The sequence below is a fragment of the Cohnella yongneupensis genome, assembly GCF_042655785.1.
GTDB lineage: Bacteria > Bacillota > Bacilli > Paenibacillales > Paenibacillaceae > Cohnella > Cohnella yongneupensis.
In genome coordinates this window covers 41072-65567 of sequence record NZ_JBHSNC010000043.1, presented here as the reverse complement: position 1 = coordinate 65567, position 24496 = coordinate 41072, and the positions used below count along the sequence as shown (strand labels likewise).

The 24496-nt window shown below is 55.3% G+C and carries 14 protein-coding genes; 2 read left to right on the top strand and 12 right to left on the bottom strand.

Annotated elements, in window-relative coordinates; translation table 11 throughout:
• Positions 1–34 precede the first annotated feature (34 nt).
• A complete protein-coding gene (locus tag ACFPQ4_RS14110; RefSeq protein ID WP_378112513.1) occupies positions 35–1438 on the bottom strand; it encodes an extracellular solute-binding protein in 1404 nt (467 codons plus the stop codon).
• Positions 1439–1717: 279 nt separating this feature from the next.
• Here ACFPQ4_RS14110 and ACFPQ4_RS14105 point away from each other — a divergent pair, with 279 nt between their 5' ends.
• Entirely contained in the window at positions 1718–2569 is an 852-nt protein-coding gene (locus ACFPQ4_RS14105) for a helix-turn-helix domain-containing protein (protein ID WP_378112512.1), read from the top strand.
• Positions 2570–2669: 100 nt separating this feature from the next.
• Positions 2670–5315: a glycoside hydrolase family 3 N-terminal domain-containing protein gene (locus tag ACFPQ4_RS14100; RefSeq protein WP_378112511.1), complete on the top strand. Its 2646-nt coding sequence runs from the start codon at positions 2670–2672 to the stop codon at positions 5313–5315.
• Between the two features lie 788 nt (positions 5316–6103).
• Here ACFPQ4_RS14100 and ACFPQ4_RS14095 read toward each other — a convergent pair.
• The 11 genes from ACFPQ4_RS14095 to ACFPQ4_RS14045 form a co-directional block, all read right to left on the bottom strand.
• On the bottom strand, positions 6104–8164 hold the full coding sequence (locus tag ACFPQ4_RS14095; RefSeq protein WP_378112510.1) for a methyl-accepting chemotaxis protein: 2061 nt from the start codon (positions 8162–8164) through the stop codon (positions 6104–6106).
• Positions 8165–8302: 138 nt separating this feature from the next.
• Entirely contained in the window at positions 8303–10954 is a 2652-nt protein-coding gene (locus tag ACFPQ4_RS14090; protein WP_378112509.1) for a glycosyl hydrolase family 95 catalytic domain-containing protein, read from the bottom strand.
• Positions 10955–10972: 18 nt separating this feature from the next.
• Entirely contained in the window at positions 10973–11779 is an 807-nt protein-coding gene (locus ACFPQ4_RS14085) for an ABC transporter permease (RefSeq protein WP_378112508.1), read from the bottom strand.
• A 1-nt stretch (position 11780) separates the two neighbouring features.
• Positions 11781–12581: an ABC transporter permease gene (locus tag ACFPQ4_RS14080; RefSeq protein WP_378112507.1), complete on the bottom strand. Its 801-nt coding sequence runs from the start codon at positions 12579–12581 to the stop codon at positions 11781–11783.
• A complete protein-coding gene (locus tag ACFPQ4_RS14075) occupies positions 12578–13597 on the bottom strand; it encodes an ABC transporter ATP-binding protein (protein ID WP_378112506.1) in 1020 nt (339 codons plus the stop codon). The genes ACFPQ4_RS14080 and ACFPQ4_RS14075 overlap by 4 nt, the downstream gene beginning before the upstream one ends.
• A gap of 219 nt (positions 13598–13816) precedes the next feature.
• The gene (locus ACFPQ4_RS14070) at positions 13817–16759 is read right to left on the bottom strand and encodes a beta/gamma crystallin-related protein (protein ID WP_378112505.1); all 2943 of its coding nucleotides are present in this window, start codon (positions 16757–16759) and stop codon (positions 13817–13819) included.
• 576 nt (positions 16760–17335) lie between these two features.
• Positions 17336–18676, bottom strand: a complete 1341-nt coding sequence (locus ACFPQ4_RS14065) for a glycoside hydrolase family 99 protein (protein WP_378112504.1) — start codon at positions 18674–18676, stop codon at positions 17336–17338.
• Entirely contained in the window at positions 18673–19896 is a 1224-nt protein-coding gene (locus ACFPQ4_RS14060; protein ID WP_378112503.1) for a glycoside hydrolase family 99 protein, read from the bottom strand. The genes ACFPQ4_RS14065 and ACFPQ4_RS14060 overlap by 4 nt, the downstream gene beginning before the upstream one ends.
• 18 nt (positions 19897–19914) lie before the next feature.
• Positions 19915–21198 (bottom strand): class B sortase, encoded by a 1284-nt coding sequence (gene srtB, locus ACFPQ4_RS14055; RefSeq protein WP_378112502.1) that lies wholly within the window; start codon positions 21196–21198, stop codon positions 19915–19917.
• A 110-nt stretch (positions 21199–21308) separates the two neighbouring features.
• Positions 21309–21935 carry a carbohydrate-binding protein gene (locus ACFPQ4_RS14050; protein ID WP_378112501.1) on the bottom strand — a complete coding sequence of 209 codons (627 nt, stop codon included), beginning with the start codon at positions 21933–21935 and terminating at the stop codon, positions 21309–21311.
• 373 nt (positions 21936–22308) lie between these two features.
• Positions 22309–24411, bottom strand: coding sequence for a carbohydrate-binding protein (locus ACFPQ4_RS14045; protein ID WP_378112500.1), 2103 nt, complete (start codon positions 24409–24411; stop codon positions 22309–22311).
• Between the last annotated feature and the right edge of the window lie 85 nt (positions 24412–24496).

Below are 24496 nucleotides of genomic sequence, written 5' to 3'. Positions count from 1 at the left end.
ACGGGCGGTTTTTCTGGTGTTGTTATATTAAATTCTACGGCTTCAAAAACGCGTCGACCTGACTTTGGGCTTCCGCCAAAATACGCTTCAACGCGTCGTTATCCTGCATCGCGACGTACTCTTGAACCGCCTGAGCGGTGTTCGGCGCCGTGCCGAGTTCGAGCGGTCCTCCGTATTGTTCGATCAGCTCGTCGCGCGCGAGAAGCTCGCTTCTGATCTTGTCTTCGGCTATGAACAAGCCCGCGATCGGCGAATCCACGTTGCGCGGTTCAAGCGCGAAATCGCTCTCCCGATCCCAGAAGCCTTCATTGTAAGTCGGACTCGGTCGCATGAACTGCAACCGCCACAGTCCCCATTGCCCGCCCCACTCCATATAGTTGCTCGTAGGCGTGCTCATGCCTTGCGGATAATCCACGGAGCCGTCTTCGCGCAGCACGTATGTCTTACCCTCGATACCGTATTGAACCAAATCGTACAGAACTCGGTCCGTCTCCAGCATGTCAAGGAATCTTAGCACGCGGTCCGGATGTTCGGAGTTGCGATTGATCGCGATAACGTTCGCGAGAGGGCTGCGATTGACCGTCTTTTTGTCCGGATAGAGTAACGAGCTTTCCTGCTCGAACGACGGATCGATGAACCCTTGGTTCGCGTTCACCCATTCGTGGGAAGCCAGCGTGAACACCATGTTCCCGCGTTTCCATAGCGAAGCTCCATCCTCGGAATCCAGACCGGTGTCCTTATTCAAAATGCCGTCCGCATACCATTTTCTAGCCATGATCGCCGACTCCATATAGAAAGGTTGCTGCTCGACAGGCTTGAGCGTGACTTTCGGGTCGTTCAAATAGAACCCTATGCCATGGAAGCCGATATCTACCCATTCGTCGCGTAGCATATAGACATCTCTCGGGAGCGACCTTGTCAGCTTCGCGTTCGGATACGCCTTCTTCAGCTCGTGAAGGAAGGCGTCGAGATCCTCGATCGTCCGAATCGAATTCGGTTCAGGATTAATGTCGGCCTGCTTCGCCAGATCCGAGCGCCACTGCGCATAGTTGCGCTGGTTCATCTTGATCGTCCACGGCAGTCCGATAATTTGACCGTTCACTTCCGCCGCCCGAATCACGTTTAAATCTTTATACTTGGCATATAGATGAGGCGCGTAGGTCGGCAACAGCTCGTTCAGTGGCATATATGCCCCGTTAGACGCCATCTCCCGATAGGACTGCCATTCCGTGTCGAAGTTCATGTCCCACTTGCTTCCGCTGGCGGCCAGGACCAGCATTTCTTTCTTAAAGTCGTTCACCGGAATGAACTTGATAGAGAACCGCACGTTAAGCCCTTTGGCTTTCACATAGTCGCTGATTCGCGCCCAAACTTCGTCCGTTGCGGACTTTTTGTCGCCGAGAAAATAAAAGGTAAGCGTCGCTTCCTCCTCGGGCAACGTATATGAGGGCGTCTCGCCTGACTTCTCCGTACCGTTTCCGGAATCACAAGAGGCAAGCAGGGAGCATCCGATTAAGAGCAACAACAGTAGCGCATAACGTCCGAGCCTAATCGTTCCTATCGTAATCGCTTCCTTCCGACGGGTCGTTTGTACCCCCTATTATCTACAAGCCATCCTCTATTGTCTACTTCTCTTTCTAGCGCCCTTATCCCTTGTTGGTTCCCGCGGAATGCGCTACACTTACGCTAAACGTCTGCCCAAGCGGGAGTAGAGCCTATGAACCCCTGGCATGAGAAAATCGCGTTAAAAACGAATCAACCGCTCAAAATTATCGTCAGCGACGAAGAAAACGGATTTCCCACGCACTGGCACCAGGAGATCGAGATCGTTTACGTCCTGGGCGGAAACATGCAGATCGGCATTAATAAGGAGATTTACTCCCTGCATCCAGGCGACCTATTGTTCATCAGCTCCTGTGAGCTGCACTACTATTACCCAAACCCGCTAGGCTGCCATAAAATCATACTTCAGCTCGGAAAATCGGTATTCGACGAGTACGCTGACCACGTGTTCGGTCATAAGTTCGCGCATCCTTTGCTTAGGGCACGCGACAAGACCGGCGAGTTAGGCGATGTATCTCGCAAGCTTGAGCAGACGATTCAGGCCATTCTCGGAGAATGGGAGGCTGGCACGGTCGGCCATGAGTTGGCCATTAAAGCGAGAATGAACGATCTGGCCGCCACGATCGTCCGCGATTTGCCGCTCGAGGCCGTCCCCCTTCAAGAAAGAACGAAGCGGCTCGAGCAACTGGATCGGTTGGACAAAGTGCTCAAGCATATCGAGCGCGAGTACGCGAGCGATATTCCGTTGCAACGCGCGGCCGATATCGCGGGCTTCAGTCCGACTTACTTTTCTCGCTTCTTCAAGGAGGCGACCGGCAGCAGCTTCGTGGATTACGTCAATACGTTCCGGGCAAACATCGCCATGCAGCTGCTGGCGGGCGATGAGCATTCCGTCACGGAGATCGCTTATCAAGCCGGATTCAACAGCATCGAGACGTTCAACCGGGTATTTAAGCGCGTGAACGGAGAGCCGCCAACGAGGTTCCGGAGCAAACACAGCAAATAATGACTACTCATTCTCAACCCCTGACAAGAATTGTCTGGGGTTTTTCTTTATATTTAAGCTAATGCAAGCGCAACCAGCGTGCGTATCGGGAGGTACATTGATGATCCAATCGCAAAAAGAGACGGTTTATCGGAATCCCCGCGCTCCAGTGGAAGAACGGGTGGCCGACCTGCTCTCTCTTATGACGCTTAAGGAAAAAGTGCGTCAGCTTGACCAATATTTCGGTACTTCGTTCGTAAGCAGCTCTCATCCGCATATGGATACGGTCATGGGCAAGGACGCTAAGATCTTATGGGAGAAAGTGCTGGAGATCATCGGCGAAGACGGCGTCGGATGTATTCATGACCTATATGGCACGACAAAAGTAAACAATCAACTGCAACGCTACGCGGTCGAACAGACGCGGCTCGGCATTCCGATTCTGTTCAGCGAGGAAGCGCTGCACGGCTTGCTTCGTCCCGGCTGCACGATCTATCCGCACATGATTACGATGGCCTCGACGTTCAACACCGACATCGTAAAAGAAATTGGCCGCGGCATCGCCGCCGAGACGCGAAGCTTCGGTATCCACGAATCGTTCGGTCCGGTGCTCGATCTCGCCCGCGAGCCTCGTTGGGGACGCGTCGAGGAGACGTTCGGCGAAGATACGTACTTGGCCAGCCGGATGGGCGTCGCGATGGTTCGCGGGCTGCAGGGCGATAGCTTGGCATCGAACGATAGCATTATCGCCGAGCCGAAGCATTTCGCAGTGCACGGCATTCCCGAGAGCGGCTTGAACCATTCCGCCAGCTCGATCGGCATGAACGAGATCGAGACGTATTATATGCCGGTATTCGAGGCAGCCTTCATCGAAGGAGGCGCGGTGAACGCGATGTGTTCGTATAACTCCATCGACGGCGTGCCTTGCGCTTCGGACGCCGCCCTGCTTACCGACACATTGCGCGGACAATGGGATATGCCGGGTTTCGTGCGCTCGGATCTGGGCGCGATCGCGCGGCTTAAACACGCCCATCGCACGGCGGATACCGACAAAGAAGCGATTCGTCAAGCGCTCGAAGCCGGAACCGATATGCAATATTACGACTTCCCTCACGAGACGTACCAGAACGCCATCGTCGGGATGGTGGAGAGCGGCGAGATCGCCATGGCTACCGTAGATGCTGCCGTAAGCCGCGTGTTGAAGGTGAAGTTCATGCTAGGGTTGTTCGAGCGGCCTTACGCGGATCCGGATTTATATAAAAGCGTCGTCCGAAGCGAGAAGCACACCGCGGCCGCGCTGCAGGCGGCAAGGGAAGGCATCGTCCTGCTCAAGAACGAGAGCAATCTGCTGCCGCTGAGCAAGCACGTCGCGCGCATCGCCGTTATCGGCCCGAGCGCGGACGTCGCCAGACTCGGCGACTATTCGCCGCACGTGGAAGGCTTCGATCCGATCACGATTTTGCAAGGCGTCAGCGAGATCGTCTCACCGCAGACGACGATCCTGTTCGCTAAGGGCACCGGCATCCTGGAGGATGAGCTTGAGCCGATTCCGGCAGATTGCTTGACGGACGGCCGCGGCAATACCGGCCTGCTGGGCGAGTATTTCGCGAACTCTTCGTTCGATGGCGCTCCGGCGCTGTCGAGAATAGACGCGGGAATCAACTTCAACTGGGTCATCACGAAGCCGCACCCTGCGTTCGAGCCGTTCAACTATTCCGTCCGCTGGACGGGAAAGCTCGTGCCGAAGCATAGCGTATCCGGCTTCGTCGGGACGGTGAGCCAGGACAGCATGAGGCTGTGGCTGGACGGCAAGCTGATCGTGGACGGTTGGGGCAGGGATCGTTCGGCGACGGCCAGCGTACCCATGGAGCTTAAAGCCGGTTGCGAATACGATTTACGCATCGAATATTGCAAAGATACGAACGGCGTGTCGGCGATGCTCGGCTGGAGCCATGACCCCGAGGGCATACAGGAAGCCGTGGCGATCGCGCGCCAATCCGACGTCGCTATCGTCGCGCTCGGCGACTCTCGACGGACGTGCGGCGAAGGCGTAGACCGCTCGAACCTTGACTTGCCCGGCGGGCAGTTGAAGCTGCTGAAAGCCGTCTACGAGACGGGAACTCCCGTCGTACTCATCCTTCAGAACGGAAGGCCGATTACGATGGGCTGGGAAGCGGATCATATTCCGGCGATTCTTGAAGCTTGGTACCCGGGGGAGAGCGGCGGTCACGCGATCGCGGAAATTTTGTTCGGCGAGTACAATCCGGCCGGCCGGCTTCCGATCTCGTTCCCGCGCACGATTGGGCAAATTCCGGTCTATTACAACCGCCGCCGGGGCGGCTCCCGCCACTACGTGGAAGGCGACAACCGACCGCTCTACGCGTTCGGCCACGGGCTCAGCTACACGACTTTCGGCTATAGCAACTTGCGACTTAGCGCCGAACGGATCGTGCCCGCAGGCTCTGTGACCGTTACGGTAGACGTGACGAACACCGGCGACCGCGCCGGCGACGAGGTCGTGCAGTTGTACGTGAGCGACGTCGTCAGCTCGATCGCGAAGCCGGATAAGGAGCTGAAGCGGTTCAAGCGGATTCATCTGCAGCCGCGGGAGACCGCCACGCTAAGCTTCACTTTGGACGCCAAGGACCTGCGGCTACTGACAAAGGAATTGACTTGGATCGTCGAGCCCGGCGCGTTCGAAGTGCTGATCGGTCCGAGCTCAGACCGAATCGCCGTCAACACCTCTTTCGAGGTCGTGAAAGCGTAGGATGCTGTCGATTAAAGTGTGATGAGTCCTCCAATGAGGGTAAAGGTAAGGGACGAAGCAGCAGCTTCGTCCCTTTGTTGTTGCGCGTAACTTAATGCCCCTAGACCGTTTCTCCTCAGTAACCCGAAATCGTCGCGCTAATGCGTGCCTTTGAGCTCATATCCACTTAGTAACTCGATGTCGTCGTGCTATTGCGTGCCGTCTAGCCCAATTCGCTTCAATAACTCGATGTCGTCGTGCTATTGCGTGCCACTAAAGCCCAATTCGCTCAGTAACTCGATGTTGTCGTGCTATTGCGTGCCGTCTAGCCCATTTCTCTTCAGTAACCCGATATTGTCGAGCTAATTCGTGCCTTCGAGCTCATTTTCGCTCAGTAACTCGATGTCGTCGTGCTATTGCGTGCCACAAGGCCCAATTCGCTTCAATAACTCGATATCGTCGCGTTAATTCGTGCCTTAGAGCTCATTTCCGCTCAGTAACTCGATGTCGTCGTGCTAATTCGTGCCACCCAGCCCAATTCGCTTCAGTAACTCGATGTCGTCGTGCTATTGCGTGCCACCCAGCCCATTTCGCTTCAGTAACTCGATGTCGTCGTGCTATTGCGTGCCGTCTAGCCCATTTCTCTTGAGTAACCCGATATTGTCGAGCTAATTCGTGCCTTTGAGCTCATATCCACTCAATAACTCGACGCCTCCGCGTTACAGTTTTTGGGTTAGTCAAACTACATGCGCGTTTTCGGGTGTGCGACGCGTTACAGTTCGAGCTAGTCGAACTACGCCCCCCTTACATCACCCGATCTTGAACCTCGCTATCGCCTCCGACAACTGACCCGCCGTCTGATTGAGCGATCTGGCGAGCGCCGACAGCTCCTCGGCATTCGCGGACTGCTCTTCCGTGCTGGCGTACGTCTCTTCCATCTTCGACGCGGTATCTTCCGCCACGCCGGATATCGTCCGGATTAGCGCGACCGTCTTCTCTTTTTCCGCTACGACTTCTTGTACCGAATCGCTGACTCGTTCCATGTTGCTGGCGATCTGATCCATGTTGCCCGAGATATCCTGGAACGTTCGATCGGTATTCGAAACCGCCTCCTGCTGCTCCTTCAAGGCGAATGCGGCATCGTCGGCCATCTTGGCCATACGGTCGGCTCTGCCGCCGACTTCCCGAACGATTCCGCCTACCGACAAGGATGCCTCCTTCACCTGCTCCGCCAATCGCCTTACCTCTTCCGCTACGACCGCGAATCCTTTGCCCGCGGCTCCTGCCCTTGCGGCTTCGATCGCCGCGTTAATCGATAACACGTGCGTGCTCTGCGCGATATCCATGATGACGCCGACGATCGAAGTTACTTGCTTCATGCTGCCGTTCAATTCCGTCGTATCCGCGATTACGTTCCTCATCGCTTCGTTCGCATGCTGCGCTCTTTCATGCAGCATAAGGACGGCGTGGCCGGCCTTCTCGCTCATGGCTCTCGTATTGGCTACCGTGCCGGTGACGATTCCGATATCCTCGCTCGCCGCATTAATCTTGTCCGATAGCCGATCCATATAACGCGCGCTCTCGCCGGCATCCGCCGCTTGCGAAGCCGCGCCGGCCGCGATCTGCCCGCTTACGACCACGTACTGGGCAGCCGTCTGTCTGGATTGCTCCGCCGAGGACTCGACTAAAGTCGAACGAGCCGCCAAGTCACGAGAAGCTTGATCGACTTGCCGCAGCAAGACGCGAACATGACTAAGCATTTCGTTGAAGTTACCGGCGATCATGCCGATCTCGTCTTTGCCTCCATCCGATGCTTCGACGCTGAAATTACCCGCTTTGGCCTCGGCCATGACCGCGACGATGCGTTTGGAAGGTACGGAAATACTTAGCGAGATTACGTATGCCGCAGCCGCGGACAAGAGCAAGCATAGGAGTCCGATCGCTAGCGTCGTCCAATTCAACTCGCTGATTTCCTGCTGGAGGAACGTGTTCGGAATAATCGAAGCGATCGCCCACGGGGTGCCCGGGATCGGCGAGTATGCGATCAAAGAACCCGTCCCTTCGAATTTGTGCGAGAACGTTCCCGCATCGCCGCTTGTCGCGCGCTCGATAAAGGCGGCATCGCCGAGCGAGGCGCGGGGATGGAACCGTTCATCGTTCTGGCTATAGACGACGGCGCCCTGCTTGTCCATGATGACGATATCCGCGTGATTGCCCAGATCGACGTTCCGGTAAGTTTCCGCCAGGTGATTGCCTTTAATGGTAAGGACGAGCACGCCCCACACTTGCCCGGATTCCGCGGATTTGATCGTCTTGTCGATGGAGATCGACGTCTCGCCGCTCTCGCTATCTATGAGCGAATAGTGGACACCCGGCGTGCCGAGCGAGGCTTGAACGATGCTCCCGTATTGTTGCTGATTCAAATAATTCGCGGAGTTGCCGAAGCTCGTCCCATCCTTGGTCGCGATGCTGACGCTAGTCATATAAGGCATGAGCGACTGCTTGCGCGAAAATAGCTTCTTAATCTCGGCCTCGATCGCGCTTCTGTCCGATGCCGCGGCGGCATCGTATCCCGATAAGCCAACCTGGATGGACTCCGAGGCGATCATATCGTCCATGATGCCGCGTATCGAGTCGAGACTAAGGTTTATATTTTGACTAATCTGATTCATAACTTGCTGGGAATAGAGCTCGGCCTTGGAATGGATCGCGCCTGACGCTTTCAGGTTGGACGTAATGCCGATCGCCGCGATGGCGCCTACGAGCAACAGGATGAAGATTAACGTTAACCTAGTCTGGATCTTGCCAACCCTGATGAATCGATGGTTTCCTATATCGTGCGCGTTCGTTAGCCATGACCTTCTTCTCATCCGCAAGTCCTCTCCCCGATTCGATTAGCCTGAGCTTACCTACAATAGTAGGGATAATCTTTCGTCCGAAGTAGAGAATTTCCTATTGAATTTCGTCGAAAAAATTACTGAATTATCGAATCCGCGCGAGCATTGCCGTCATTCTCCCACGATTATGAGCGATACGATCGTTCCTTGATCGAATGTATCCGTCAAGTCCGGATCGTTCTCCGCTATCGCTTCCGAGCTTCCGCCGTAGCTGTCCGCGGAATAAACAACGACCTTAATACCTTTCGGCACTTTGATCGAGGCAATGCTGCCGCCCGGAATGCCTGCCGCCTCGAGCTTCTCCTGTGTGTACCCGCCTGGCGACAACAAGGCGCTATCTCCCCCGTATTCCGGGTCGGTGTATACGGTAATCGAAGCCGTGCCCGCTTTGCCGAGCGTTCTAGTGATGGTGCCGCCGTTCGCCGGGAACGACTTCATGCGTTCGTTCGCGCTGCCGGTCAACTCCTTGAACGCATATCCCGCTAAAGGCTTCGCCGTACGCTCGATGACGTAAACTTCGCCTGCCGCCGTATCGAATGAGATACGCTCTCCGGACTCCGTCAGCACGATTTCCCCGTCCGACGACCTCCTAACTTGCGCCTGCTCGTTCGGCCACGGATTCGCTAGGGTAGCCCGGTGACCGTACAGGCTTTTCAACCCGACGTACTTGATCTCTTCCGCTTCCCGCTCGGAGCTGACAACGAATCCGCCGCTGGCGAGCAACGTGAACTTCGCCGTGAACGTCCCGTCGGACGGAAGCGCCGGAAAGACGCGAATAACCCCGTCATAGCTCTGCATAAGCGATTCGTTGATCGCCGTCATAAGCAACCCGTTCGACTCGAATATGCCGTTGCCGTCGTCGGACATCCCGTTCACGTGCGGCTGATTGCGCATTTGCATCTTTTTCATATAATCGAACGCCGAATCCCCGAGTCCGAGTCTCGCCGCGTTTACTGCCTCCTGCGACCAGATCGTGAGTCCGTTCTGCTTGGCGTTGAACGTATTGATCGCCGTCTGCTGATCGGGATACCCGATGCCGGTCAAGCCGTAATACACGTTTTCCAGCTCCGGATTCTCGATGTTATGACTGGTCACTCCCGCGCAATCGCAGGCTACGTACTTCTCTCCCGCTCCGTCCGCCGTCTTCGGCAACGGCGCCAATCGGTCGAGGATGTTCTGCCATTCTCCGCGCAGCGCGGCATCATCGCCCAATAATTCGCTAGCCTCGATCGCCATCGGGAACAGTGCTCTAACGGCGGCAAGGTCCGACAACGCGTTTTTCACGTTCCAGAAATTTTCGCGAGCGTTCGAGGAAACCATCACGTACTGCGTCCCGTCGAAAGTCAGCATCCCTTGGTAAAACTTCGCGACTTCCTTCATGAAGGGGTAAGCGACTTGAGCCAGAAAATCGCGGTCATTCGTATAACGATATCGCGCGTACATGCGGACCGCGACGTCCGCGCCGGCCGTATAAACCTTTTCCGTATAGTCCCCGCCCTTGTTGTTGCCGCTCCCGTCCCACTTCATCGTCTCCGGCACTTTGGCGCCATCGATGCCGTAATAGAGCTTCGTATCCAGCATGATCCGGTCAAGCGCGTTGCGATACATGTTAAAATACGGCTCCAGCAGCCCGACATGGTTCGACGCAAGCGCCGAGTCGTACACCGCGCGCGTATTGAAGTTCCAATAACCCCAGCCCCATTTGCTTTGATCCCCGTTATAACGGTACGCGCCGGACATGAACTGGTAAGGGAATTTCCCTTGGGAAGCTCCCGCGAGCAAATATTGCGACACGTAATACACGTTTTCTAAATAATCGGCGTCCTCCATCTTGTTCGAGTACTGCACGAACGAGCTTGACCAATAAGCGTGCCACCACGCTTTGCTCCGATCGAGAACCGACGCATAGCCGGACTTCTTCGCTTCGGCGATCAGTCCGGAAGCCGCGGCGGCGGAATCGTAGCTCTTAGCGTTTTGCCGTGCCGGATTGGCGATCCAGATCGTATAGCTGTGCGTCGGCTTTATATGGAGCCTCAGCTTGGAGGCGCTCACTTTCTCCGCCTCATACTCCGCGCCGTCGACGGACGCGGCCAGCGTGTAACCGAAATGGTCCGGGTCCGACTGCCCCCGACTGATGGCGATCATCTCCGGACTAACGATCGTGCTTGCTTTTTTCCAGCTGTCCACGTCGGGTAAATCCCGATTCCACCCATCGTTCGCAAGCTCGCTAGTATCCCAAATGCCGATCTCTAGCGCGATGCTCTCGACGTTCGTCCGCTCGTCTTCGACATGTATGCCGAGCAACTCGGAGCTCGCGTCTCCGAATACCGTAACGATCCGATCGCTTCCATATTGCGTAGTGACTATGCCGTCGTATAAGTTCAAGCGTTGCTGGAACGTCTCGTACTCCGAATCTAGCCCAGGCTCCGTGAATAACTGGACGGTGCCCGAGGACAATTGCGTATGTGGCGAACCGTCTACGTTCGTGACTTGCATTTTCAGTCCGCGTTCTTGCCAGATCATCGCGCCAACCTTGCCCGTTCCGACCGGCAGCCCTTCGCTCGGCTCTTGGTTCGGACTGTTGTATACGATGTCGTGCTTGGCCAAGTAGCCGGCGTAATCGACCGATATAACTCCTGTCCGTTCATCGAACGAATGAGACTCGGTCGCGACGACGGGAGGATCTACTACCTTCTTATCGCAACCGATCATGACGACGATTGCGGCGACGAAGATCGTTACGGCGATGAATCTCTTCATCATGAGGGTCTCTCCTTTGCTTTAGCTTCCTGTGCTTTGATATTTGTTAATGCCCCGCTTGAATATCAAGTACGCGACGGAAAACATCGCAAGGCCTAGCACGGGGGTAAGGAGAAGTTGCATCGCTTGAATTCCCTCCCCATCGGCTTCGACGGCGATATTCAGCGCGGGTACGTAATTGACGTAACCGTAGGGGACTACGAACAGCAAAATCGCCTTCACGAACTTACCGAAGATCGGAAGCGGATATTCCGTAATGCGACGCAGCTCGTGGACGAACAAGCCGTAGATCGAATCGGTTTTGACGAACCAGAACGAAAGGCTGCCGCAGACAAGCATGACCGATCCGTAGATCATCGCTCCCCCGAACACGATCGAAAGCAACAACGCGACGCTCCCTATCGTGATCGGCAAATCCAACCTATTCACGCTATAGACCATCATGCCTATCGAGAGAACTAAGCCGAACAGGTGGCCATGCGAGAATTGGCGCATAATCATGTGCGCGAGCGGGCTGATCGGCCGGGTCAAGTAAGCGTCGAAGCCGCCGCTTCGCACGAGATCCGGCAAATCCTTCGTCGGATTCCATATGATCATTGCGCAGATCATGTACGACAAATGGCTTAAATTGTATAGGAACAGGAGCTGGTCGAAGTTCCAGCCGCCTATCGTTTCGAACCGTTCCAACACGAGCCAGAGCATCGCCATATTGACGACCGGCCATATGGAATTGAGCACGAAGTCCATGAAAACGAAGAAATGATCGTACTCGACCTTCGTTTTCATATAAATGCCGACGAAGCGCATGTAGAGTCCGATACCGCGCATGTTATCCCCCCTGGATGACGAGCTTGCGTACGGCCTTCGCCCAAATCCACTTCAATAGCAATCCTAGCAGCACGATCCAAATCAGCTGAAGGCCGAAAATGCCGAGCTGCTCTTCGAACGCTCTTTTACCCAAAAATACCGAGATCGGCCCGTAATAGATGAGCTGGAACGGCAGCAGGCCGAATACTTTCGACACCGCTTCGGGGAAAAACCAAAGCGGCAGCAACGCTCCAGAGCAAAGGGACATGACGAGGCCGAAAATCGACTGCGTATGCCACGAGACGAAGTACCAGAAAGCAAACAAGCCGCAGATGAGGTTCATTAAATAGAAAAGAACGATGCTGTTGCACAAAATGAGCGCGAACATAGGCAGGTCGCCGGCTGCGGGCGGCAGTAAACCGAAGACGGCTATGCCGAACGCGACGATAGGAACGAGCTCGAATAAGAGGCGGAATAGCGTCGATCCCGCGGATTCCGCGGACAGGTACCGCCCAAGACGAATCGGCTTAATCAAGTCCATCGCGATTTCGCCGGAGCCGATCTTTTGGCTTAGCCTGCCGATAATGCCGTTGTTGACGACAATGGAGACGCACGAGCCTAGAATGGAATAAGTCAGCATCTCTTGCAGGCTGATGTTGCCGACGCTCGATGCCATCTCGTTGTTTCCCTGATACAGCGCCCGCCAGATCGTCGTCTGAATCAAAATCGAGAATAAGCTCGACAGCAGATGCATCAACGTGTCCATCCGATAAGTCGTATGGCTTTGGAAAGCGCGAAGCATAATCTCGCGGTACAGCCTCATTGCGCCTCCGCCTCCGACTCCCGTTCCGCGTTCTTGAACGTCCCGTACATGTTCCGGATCACTTCATCGATGTCCGTCTCGCGGATTTTCACGTCCAACACGCGGCTGTTGTGAATGAACCAAGCGATGCAATCCGCCGAGCTTTCCCGCTCTCTATCGACGCGAACGTGGCACAATCGGCCATCCAACGTAACGGCGGAGCCGAACCGTGCGCGTAGCATGCGCTCGGGCAACTCGCTCTCTATCTCGACGGTCACGATCTCGTGACTAGAGTAATTGCGCTTTAAATACGAAAGCTCGCCGTCGTACATCATGGAGCCTCGGTCGATAACCATGACGCGGGAACAAAGTTTATCGAGATCGGCCGTGTCGTGCGTCGTCAGGATGACGGTCGTCTCGCGGGTACGGTTGATTTCTTTGATGAACCCGCGCACGCGTTCCTTTACGTCCACGTCGAGGCCGATAGTCGGCTCGTCCAGGTAGACGATTTCCGGGTTATGAAGCAGAGCGGCGCACAGGTCCGCCCGCATCCGCTGTCCAAGGCTGAGCTGGCGAACCGGCGTGTTCACGAATTCGTCTATGCCGAGAATGTCCGCGAATTGGCGGATGTTCGTCTCGAATTGACGGTCTGGTATGTCGTAAATGTATTGCATCAGCTTAAACGTCTCGATGACGGGTATGTCCCACCATAGCTGCGTCCTCTGACCGAAGACGACGCCGATTTTACGAGAGTTCGCCAGCCGGTTCTCATAGGGCACGATGCCTCCAATCTCCACCGACCCGGAAGTCGGTACGAGAATGCCGACCATCATCTTGATCGTCGTCGATTTGCCGGCGCCGTTAGGTCCGATATAACCGACGATTTCTCCTTTGTCGATCGTGAAGCTGACGTCCTTAACCGCGTCCTTCAGCTCGTGCCTAGGCGCAATGAAATCCTTGAACGCGCTCATCGATCCCGTTCGTCTGATCTGACTCTTGAATTGCTTAGTTAACGAATCCACTTTGATATACGACAAAAGCACACCCCGCCATTATTCGTATCGAATGCATGTAACCGAGCCAATGACTGCAATCTGCCACTATCGTATACCACCTACTTCCAATCCAAAATGAGGCGTTATTGAACTTTGCAGTACATTCCTATCTTTCTGTACCCAAACGAAAGAGACGCCCCGTCAAGGGCGCCTCCTAGCTCTATGCGGCTTGCGGTCATGCCTGCCGGCATGCCGCCTTGCTTACGTAATCTTGAAGGAAGAAATCTGGTTGTCGTTGCCGGTATTCGCGAGATTCGCATTGTCGGACGAGAACGTCCACACCGTGCCATCGAAAGCTCCGTCTCTGTACGCGGTCACCGTGCGGCCAGCCGGAACGCGGATAGAAGATATCGCGTCGTTCGGAATGCCCGCCGCCTGCATTTGCGCGATCGTATAGGTGCCTACGCCCAGCGTGACTCCCGTGCCTCCGTAGTTAGGATCCGGGTAGAACGTTACGCCGGTGGCGCCGGATACCGTTACTTTGATCGACGAGATCGTGTTGTCGTTGCCGGTATTGGCAAGATTGGCGTTGTCCGACGTGAACGTCCACGACGGACCGTCGAACGCTCCGTCTCCGTAGGCGACAACCGTTACGCCCGCCGGAACGCGAATGGACGAGATGTTATCGTTGGCAATGCCCGCCGCCTGCATTTGCGAAATGCTGTAGTTACCCGGGGCGAGCGATACGCCCGTTCCGCCGTAGTTGGCGTTAGGGTAGAACGTCGGCTTAGGTCCGGTGTAAGGCTGAGCGCTTCCAAGCGTCCTCTCCACGCCGCTGATCGTGATCGTCTTCTTCGATTGGTTAGCCGTGCCGGTCAGCGTCTCGGCCGTGTAGCTGCTAAGCGTCTTCGCCGTGCGCTCCACGACGTACACCGTATTGGCGGCTGTGGCGAAGTTGAACTCGGCGCTTGAGGTCGTCAGGACGATCGAGTTGTCGGACGCTTTTCTGACTCTTACCTGCTGCGTACCCCATGGATTGACGACGGTCGCTTGCTTGCCGTACAAGCTTTTCACGCCGACGTACTTGATCTCTCCCGCTTCCTTCTCGGAGCTGACGAGGAAGCCTCCGCTGGCGAGCAGCGTAAACTTGGCGTTCATGCTCGCGTCGCTTGGCAACGCCGGGAAGACGCGGATCTTGTCGTTGTAGCTTTGCAGCAGCGACTCGTTCATCGCGATCAGATGTACGCCGATATACTCGAACTCGCCGTTCGTGTTCGTCGTCCGGCCGTTCGGGTAATCCTGGTAGCGTTGAATCATCTTCTTCATGCCCAAGTACGCTTCGTCGCCGAGACCGAGGCGCGCCGCTTGAATCGGACCCGGATCCCAGACGTTGTTATTGTCGTATTTGTACAGACGGTTATTGTAGTTGTTGACCAGCATTTGCTGATCGGATGCGCCGATGCCGGATACGTTATACGGCCAAACCAGATCGAGAATCGTGTTCTCGTTGTTCCGGTTCTGGGAAATCGGAGGCGTATGCGGCGCATATTGGTTAGGGTTGGCCGAATCGACCGGATACGCAACGAGGTTGTTCAAGATGTTCTGCCACTGGGTACGAAGGGTGGCGTCGACCCCGAGCGTCGTGCTCGTCTGGATTGCGACCGGGAACATCGCGCGGACGGCCGCCAAGTCGGTAATCGCGTTCTGAACGTCCCAATGCTGCTCGTGTACGTTGGAGGAAGCCATATAGTATTTGCCCGTCGTGCTGTTGAAGCTGAGCTTCGCCGCCAAAAATTTCGTAGCTTCACGGATAAACGGATACGCGGTATTGCTCAAGTATGCCGAATCGTTCGTGTATTTGTATTGCGCATACATGTTCATAGCCGCTTCCATGCCCGTGGTCATAATATCCTGCGTATAGTCGCTGCCGATCGTTCCCGCGGCGCTGGCGTTCCAGCCCATCGTCTCGGGCACCCAGATGCCGTCGATGCCGTATCGGGTCATCGTGTACGACTTGAGGGCGTTATAGTTGCGGCTGTATAAGTTGTTGAAAATGTTCACCATGTCCGCGTGGTTCGAAGCGAGGAACGAGTGATAGACGTCGCGTTGATTCCAATACCAGTAAGCGTTGCTCCATTTGCCGCTATCGTTGTCGTTCACGGCGCTGAACGCTCCGTTAATGAAGTGGTTCGGATAGTTGGCGAAGCCGCCTGCCGCGATCATGTACGTGCTGAGATAGTAGAAGCTTTCGAGGTAGTCGGCATCTCCCGAGCCGTTGCTGTATTGCACGAACGATTTGCCCCAGAAGTCGTGCCACCAGTTCTTATAGTTGTTCAATGTCGTGCTGTAACCGGTATTTTTGACGTTCGTCAGCAACGTCTTCGCTTGGTTTACCGAATTGTTGCTTGGCGCATTGAGGCGGCTCGCGGTAGCGATCCAGATCGTATAGCTGGACGACGGCGTAATGTTCAGCCTTACTTTGCGGCCGTCCACCGATTGCGTCGTAAAGCTTGCGCCTTCAACCGTCGCAGCCATCGTGTAGCCGAATTTGTTCGCGTCCGTCTGCCCTCTGCTAAAGCCGACGACGGTCGGATCGACGAACGTGGACACGGTGCGCCACGTGTTAATATCAGGCACGTCCCCTCCGCTGAACGTACTCACGTCCCAGATGCTAAGATCGAGGGTAACGTTGGACAACCCCGTCCGGCTATCGTCCACGTGGATGCCGATTACTTCCGAATTCGGCTGTCCCATGATCGTGATCGTGCGGTTGTTATCGTACTTCGTCGTCACTAGACCGTCGTACAACGATAGCCGCTGCTGATAGGTCGAGTACCCGCTATCGAAGCCTGGGTTCGAATACAGGTTGACGAGTCCTTGCGAAGCGAAGCCCTCCTCCGAAGCGTCGACGCCTTGCACCTGCATCGTCAGGCCGCCCGTTGTGTTCCATACCATGGCGCCTACGCGTCCGTTGCCTACCGTAAGTCCGCTCTTCGTATCGGTGACCGGCCCGTTGTACACGACGTCATGCTTGGACAAATAGTTGGCATAATCCACGTTCAATACACCTGTCGACGAGTTGAACGCCTGGGTGGTCGAGCTTGCCGACACCGTGTCTGTGCCCGTGGAGACGCCCGTCGCGACGAGCAGCGATGCAGCGACTAGCGCGGACAGTCTCTTCTTTCCTTTCCTAAGCAATTCCATTCTTTAATACCCTCCTTGGAATAAGATACCTGCACGCATAGAGCTAGCTTCATCATATATCCGGGATTCGGGCGTTTTAATGTAATAATTTACTTAAATCGTATATTAATTTACTTAGTGAATGATTTAATAGCGCGAGAGGGCATTTGAGTATGCTAAACCGTTCTAAGATGGCGATCAATGGGGCGAGGTACGAGCTGCTGTCATAAGGAAAAGCGAGTGTGCAAAACCGTTCTGGAACGGCGATCAACGGGGCGAGGTACGGGCTGTTGTCATAAGGAAAAGCGAGTGTTTATTGTAAAAGGTGCAACTAATTTCGCCTCAACCTGCTTGATACCGATCCTTTGTTGCATTTCATACAGCTAATCGTGCCATTTCGTCCATATGCTCGTTATTCGGCTGGATTAGTTGTACGCTCTGCAACTAACCCATAGGAATCCAAGATTTGCGCTAAATTAGATGTATGTTTTGCAACTACGCGGCTGGTGGTTATACTCCTCTTCACGCAGAAACGACAGCGACCGCCCGGGAGCATGCTAATCAACTGCCCGAACGGTCGCTATTGCGTCATGCTTTTTAAGGTTGGTGAGGCGTCGGATGCTCTTCCGTCAGCGGAATTTCATCGTGGAATAACCGGTTAATATCGCCCGTGAGCCGCAAGTAGAAGTCCGACGATACCGGTACTTCGTCCGCGTCGAGCGTCAGGAAGTATTGATCGCTCGGGATCATGGAGCTGTCCTCCGCGATTTTGGCGATCGCGGTTCCTTCGTCAAACTCGTCGAACATCGCGATATAACCGGTGTTGATGCCGACGGATTTCATGTTGTACGCCTGCCTCCACATGAAGTCGCCGTGCAGCCGAGGATTCTCGTTCTTCGGCCCGCCGGTCATATTGGACCATGCGGAGCCCGGGAACAGAACCGGCTGATAATCTATTCCGTTTTCCTGCGTAAATTTGAAGTCCGGAGCGTAATTGAACAGCTTCATGCGATCCGCGCCGAGCAGTTGCCCGAATCGACCGACGAACCAAGGCGAGATCATGTCCAGCGACTTGTACACGTCCATGAAGTCCGGCTTGGAATCTTTCGTCCCCGTGCGCCAGTAAGTCGGAACGCCGCCGATGACGTAGACGTTCTGATCGTGGAACCACTTGATCAAGGCGGCGGACTCCGCGGCCGTTCCCGGCCGGTCGCTTAGGCCGATGCCCCAAACGTTGATGACGAGCTTGCCGTCTTGCTTCGCGTACGCGCTCGACTCCGTGAGATGCATGGCGCCGACGACGTTCGTCGTCCAGTCGTGCTCGATCGCTTGTACCCAATTGTCTTTCTTCATGCCCGTAATATCATACATGACGTAGAATTTGCGCTCGAACTTCTCCGCGGCGCTCATTACTTTCACGGCTACGTCGTCTCTGTTCTTCTTCCAATTGTTCGGTGCGTCGCTCTCTTCCGCGCCGAAGCGCTGCAAGCCGACGCCGGTAATGTTGTACTGTTGCATCCATTGAAAATGCAAGTCTACCGTGCTTTGGTCGCGCGACGAGAACAACTGCGCTTCCTCGCCGTTTCCGAGATTCCCAAGTGACGTATAATACAAGTCCTTATACTCTCGCGTGTCCGGATACAACTCGAAGTTCACATCCGCGCCCGCCGAGAGCATGCTCCCTTTTTTGCTCCAGTGAACCCAGCCGTTGTTCGAGCCGTCGCCCGGCGCGTTGAACCAGCCTTGGTAGCCCGCGTATATTTCGCCGACGACGTCACCTTCCCGTTGCGGCGTAGGTGTAGGAGTAGGCTCGGGCGTAGATGGTGGGGTTACCGTGGCGGTAGGGGATGGACTCCCGTTCGAGTCGCCGTTATTCGATTGGCAGCCCGTGATTCCCAGCGCCGCTGAGAGCGCGACGGTCAGCAGCAGCTTTCTCATAGCTCCTCCTTATGCAGAGTAGGATGCGTCTCCGAGAGCGGAATTTCTCCGCGAAACAGCTTGCCGATGTCGCCGGAAAGCCGAAGATAGAAGTCTGAAGAGACAGCCACGCCGTCAGCGTCCAAAGCAAGAAAATAATGATCGGTCGGACACATGGATGCATCCTCCGCCGCCTTGGCGATAGCCGTAGCTTCATCGTATTCGTCGAACATGGCGATATATGCCGTGTCGACGCCGATGCTCTTTAGGTTATAAGCTTGCCGCCACATGAAATCCCCGTGCAGCCTCGGGATTTGATTGATAGGCCCGCCGTGCAAGTTTTTCCAAGCAAATCCCGGCCAGATGACCGGCATGTAGTCGATGCCGAGCGACTCTGTAGCTTCGAAGTCTTGCTTCCATTGCTTCTCCAAATACTCGTCCGCGCCGGATAACCCGCCGAATCTGCCGACGAACCAAGGAGAGATCATATCTAGCGATTGATAAACTTCAAGGAAGCCCGGCTTCGAGTCGATAACGCATTCGCGCCAATGCGTCGGAATGCCCCCGATTACGTAGAAGCCTTGCTCTTTGAACCATGCGATCAATCCGATGCACTCTTCCGCGGCACCCGGACGATCGTCGAAGCCCATGCCCCAGATGCAGACAACACGCTTGCCGTCTTGCTTCGCGTAAGCGCTGGAAGCGATCAAGTCCATCTTGCCGACGATATTAACCGTCCAGTCATGCTTGATCGCCTTGATCCAGTTGTCCGCCCTCATTCCGGATGTGTCGTACATGACGTAAAACTTGCGGCCGTAGGCCTCCGCCGCCTGTTTCACCTTGACCGCGACGCTATCGCGGCTGCCTCGCCATACGTTCGGCTCGTCGCTATCGCTCGCTCCGAATCGCTGCAAGCCCACCCCGTGAATGCCGTAATCCCGCATCCATTCAAAATGCTTATCGACCGTACTCCCGTCGTAGGAAGAGAACAGCCGCGCTTGCTCTCCGTTCCCTAGCTTGCCTAGCTGCGTATCGTACGTTATCGTATATTCCCGCATATCCGGGTACAAATCGAAAGTGAGCGCGTCGCTTCCCGCGGTCGGCACCATTCTGCGTCCGCTCCAATGCACCCAGCCGCTATCCGATCCGTCGCCTTCGGCGTTAAACCAGCCTTGATAACCCGCGAGTACGTGGCCGACGATGTCGCCCTCCCGGACGGACGACGCTTGCTTGTTGCTCATCTTCATAATTTCCCCCAATTAGTGGCCACCTCTTACTGCCGTCTCTGTACTTTCCGGCGTCGCGCTCGGCTCCGCCGCAGGTGACGTTTCACCCGAATCTATCGCAGGCGATGATGTGGATGCACCGCCGACTTCCGTCAATGTCTCGCTCTCGACTTCATCCTTCTTCGGCTGCTCCGTTGCTTCCGCTGGTTGTTCCGCTGGCTTTGGCTCCGGCGTCTCCGTGGCCCCTGTTGTGGCCGGTTGCTCCTCCGGCTTCGGCTCCGACGGCTTCTTCGTCGGTTTCTCCGCTCGTTTCTTCACCGGTTTCTTCTCAGACTTCTCCGCCTTCGCAACATTCTTCTTCGTCTCTTCTGTCGCGACCGGCTCTTCTAGCTCTACCTTAGGTTCGAGAGACAGCGTCTCATCGACGCTCTTCTCGCCGACCGCAGGTCGCCACAACCCGGTAACCGGATCGAATTCCAGGGGATGCTTCGTTTCGCGGATCAGCTTCGCATGCACGACGAACCGACCGTTCTTAAGGCCATGGTAGCAAGTCGACAACGTCAAAATCTGGTCCGAAGCCGATACCTCCACGTCGGATTTGTGAAGCGACATCGCTTTCACCGTATCTAGGTACTGCTGAAAATCCTCGTCCGATTTAAAATCCGTCCGAATATAGTCAAAGCTCGTATCCGTCTTATAGGCGGAGAAAATTTCCCATTTTTCGTCACCGTACAGCGTATCGAACTCGATTATTGGCTTGTTCTCGAAATTCCATCTACTCTCGTACCTTAGCACCGCGCCGAACATCGTTCCGTTCTTCATCGAATGGCTGTATAAAATCGTGTTGCGGTTGTATCCCTTGATGTTATTCCGGTAATCCATGAAAATACTGCCTGTAATGTTCTCTTCCTTCTTCACGTCGTGCGTCAAGTAATACTCGTTGTCGTCCGTCTGTGTCACGGGATAATCGACTTCCGTGTCCGCAATGCGCAACCAACCGACGATTTCATCGTTCACCTCGAGCAGCGGCTTGAACTTCGGACTGACGCTGAACGCATCGGACCCCGCGACGGATGTCGTTGCCGAATCCGATCGGTTCTCCGTCGTTTGCTTATCGCCGGTCGCCGTGTTCCCGTCCGCGGAGACGGCTTTGTCCGCGTTGGGTGCGTAATAGAGCTCCTTAATGCTCGCGTACGTCTTCTTACTCTCGTAATTGTCCGACACGTAGGCGTACACCTTATATGACGAAAAAAGAAACACGCCGGCGGCGATCGCCAGCATTCCCCTTCTTATCCATTGCGCGTAAGCTATTCTCATCCGCAACCCTCTCATCCAAAAAAGGATGTCCCGCGGCCGGATTCGGCCTCGGGACGTCCTCTTTTACTCGGAATGGTTAGCAAGCTGGGCTTGCCGATTCTAAGGAAAGCTTATTGTTGTTTAGCGAATTTTTTGCGGCTCAGAAGCACGAAGCCTGCTGCGGCTACGGCTGCGAACGCAACATACATGGTCACGCCGTTGTCGCCTGTTGCAGGGTTAGCAGCTGGAGCAGCAGCGCCGGAACCAGCGTCGCCTTCGAAGGAAACAGATTTAACGTTGATGTCGCCGTTTACGAATACGAAGACAACGTCATGCGTACCCGTTACACCGGATACGTCAGCGGAAATTTCTTTGTACTTCTGCCAGTCGCCAGTAACGTCGTAGGCGATCGAAGCGATCTTAGTTCCCGTAGGGGAATCAAGGAATACGTCAACCGTACCACCAGCAGCAGCGCCAGAAGCAGCTTCGATTTTAACTTTCGTAGCGCCTGGGTCGCCGAAGTTAAGACCGCTGAACTTAGCCCAGTTGCCGGCAACGATGTAGCCGATATTCTTCGCATCATTAGTTTCGATACGAGGGCCGGAGCCGTCGGAGAACTTGCCGGAGTCGCTGTTCAGTTCGGTAGCTTCTGCTCCCGGGATCGTTCTGTAAGGGTTCGCGTCCGCAGCGAATGCGGAAGTTGCGCCTACAACAAGCAGTACCGTAGTCAGTGCGAGAGCCAATAAAGATTTTTTCATTGTCTAAACACTCCTTTTTTGATTAACTTCTCGTTTTTTTTGTTATCGCTAATCATTGCAAAAACTGGCCGTACCTTGCTGAACTCCCCAACGCATTTCAGAACCGGATACCGCTGCCTCAGGGCGTATGTATTTCCTAAGGCCTTGCCGACCACCCCCTCTAAATGCGCTTAATGGAAGTGCTTACATTATTCGCTTTGCCTTGCTTGTCGCAAGATCAAAGTAATTTTCTACGTAATCTTATCACCCGATGTTGCAGGCGCGACATGAGACGATTTTAAATTTTACAGGTTATACATAGCCTGTTTGACTTAAATTGGCTAAATAAAAAAGATCCCGGGTCGACTAGCCCCCGGGACCTTTCGAACGTTGCTTACTGATGGCTTGTCGGATGATTCGCCGTCGTGGCGATCTGTCCTTTGAACATCTTGGTAATGTCTCCCGCGAGCCTCAAATAGAAGTCCGAGGATACCGCCACGCCGTCCGCGTCGAGCGTCAGGAAGTATTGGTTCGTCGGGATCTTCGAGCTGTTCGGCGCGATCTTCGCGATCGCCGTGCCTTCGTCATACTCGTCGAACATTGCGAAATAGCCCGTATTGATGCCGAGCTGCTTCATGTCGTAAGCTTGTCGCCACATGAAATCTCCGTGCAGACGCGGATTCTCGTTGCGAGGCGCGCCCGGATTCAGGTTGGACCAAGCCGAGCCCGGCCAAATGACCGGCTGGTACGCGATGCCCAGCTGCTGCGTTCTCGCGTAGTCCGGTCCGTATTGGTTCGTAGAGAAGTAGTCCACGTCCGCGATGCCGTTGCGGCCGAAGCGGCCTACGAACCACGGTTGGAGCATGTCGAGGGAAGCGTACACGTTGGCGAAGTCCGTCTTGGAGTCGTTATTGTTAGTTCTCCAATACGTCGGGACGCCGCCGATGACGTATACGTTTTGGTTTTTGAACCAGTTGATGAGCGCTTGGTGCTCGGCCGCCGTGCCCGGACGGTCGGTGAAGCCGATGCCCCAAATGCAGACGACGATTTTGCCGTTCTGCTTCGCGTAAGCGCTGGAGGACGTGAGGTTAAGCGAACCTTTTACGAGCGTGTTCCAGTCGTTCATGACGGCGTCGTCCCACGTGTTCGCGTCCATGCCCGTAATGTCGTACATGACGTAGAACTTCTTGTTGTATTGCTCCGCCGCGTTCTTTACCTTGACGGCGACGCTGTCGCGGTTCGACTTCCAGTTGTTCGGCGCGTTGTTCAGGTCCGCGCCGAACCGTTGCAGCGCGGCGCCGTCGATGCCGTACGTCTGCATCCATTCGAAGTGCTTGTTGACCGTCGATTGGTCGTACGACGAGAAAAGCTTCGCCTGCGTGCCGTCGCCGAAGTTGGCGAGGTTCGTCGCATAGAGCGAAGAATACTCGCTAATGTCCGGATACAGCTCGAAGTTGACGTTCGAGTTGGCCGTTGGCGCGCTGCTGTTTTTGGACCAGTGCACCCATCCGCCGTTCGGCGAGCCGTCGCCCGATGCGTTAAACCAGCCTTGGTAGCCGGCAAAAATTTTGCCGACGACGTCGTTGCCGCCGGTCGGAGGCGTCGTGCCGAACTTGAACCAGTTGATGTTGAACAGGTTGCCCGTTCCGCCCGTAAACTTCAGGAACACGGTATGCGTGCCCGTGATCGTCGTAACCGCGCAGTTAACAGTCGTCCAATTCTGCCAGCCGCCCGTTCCGGGAACGGCGCAAGTGCTCGCGAGCGTCCCGCTCAAGCTGTCGAGGCGAACCTCGACGTTGCCCCCGCTCGCGTTGCTCGCCACGCGCATTTGCACGGACGTCGCGCCGCTGCTGCCGAAGTTGATATTGTTGAACGACAGGTAGTCTCCGTTGTCGATAAAGCCTACGTTCAGGCCGCCGCCCGTATCGGAAGTCGCTTCGGTCTGGATGCCGGACTGGGTGTTGAAGCTCTCCGCTTCGATCTGGTTGAATACGACCGCGCTGGCCGCAAACTTGAACCACAAAATGTTGAACAGATTGCCCGCGCCGCCCGTGAACTTCAAATACATCGTATGCACGCCGGTAATGTTGCTCACGTTGCAGCTTACGGTCGTCCAGTTTTGCCAGCCGCCGGTACCCGGCACCGTACAAGTGCCTGCCAAAGTGCCGGTCAAGCTGTCGATCCGCACTTCGATGCTGCCGCCGCTTGCCGCGCTGGCGACCCGCGCGCTGAACGTGCTCGTTCCTGTGCCGAAGTCCGTGTTCGTAAAGGCAATATAGTCGCCGTTGTCGACGAACGCGACGTTCTGGCCGCCTTCGGTCGACGTTTCCAATTGAATGCCGGATTGGCTCGTATAGCCGGATGCGGCGGTTTGATTAAAAGCCGACGCGGCGTTAGCCACGGGCGGCGAAATCGTGAACAGCGTCACGATCAACGCTACGGCCAGCAGTATGGCGAGCAGCGTTCTCTTTTGCACCATTTTCGCTTGAGTAAGCATTAGTACCCTCCTCGATTTGAGTTACTAAAAAGCGCTCATTGCGTGTGCCTTTGTTCGTGATGTGATGATTCCGTTTTCCCCGACC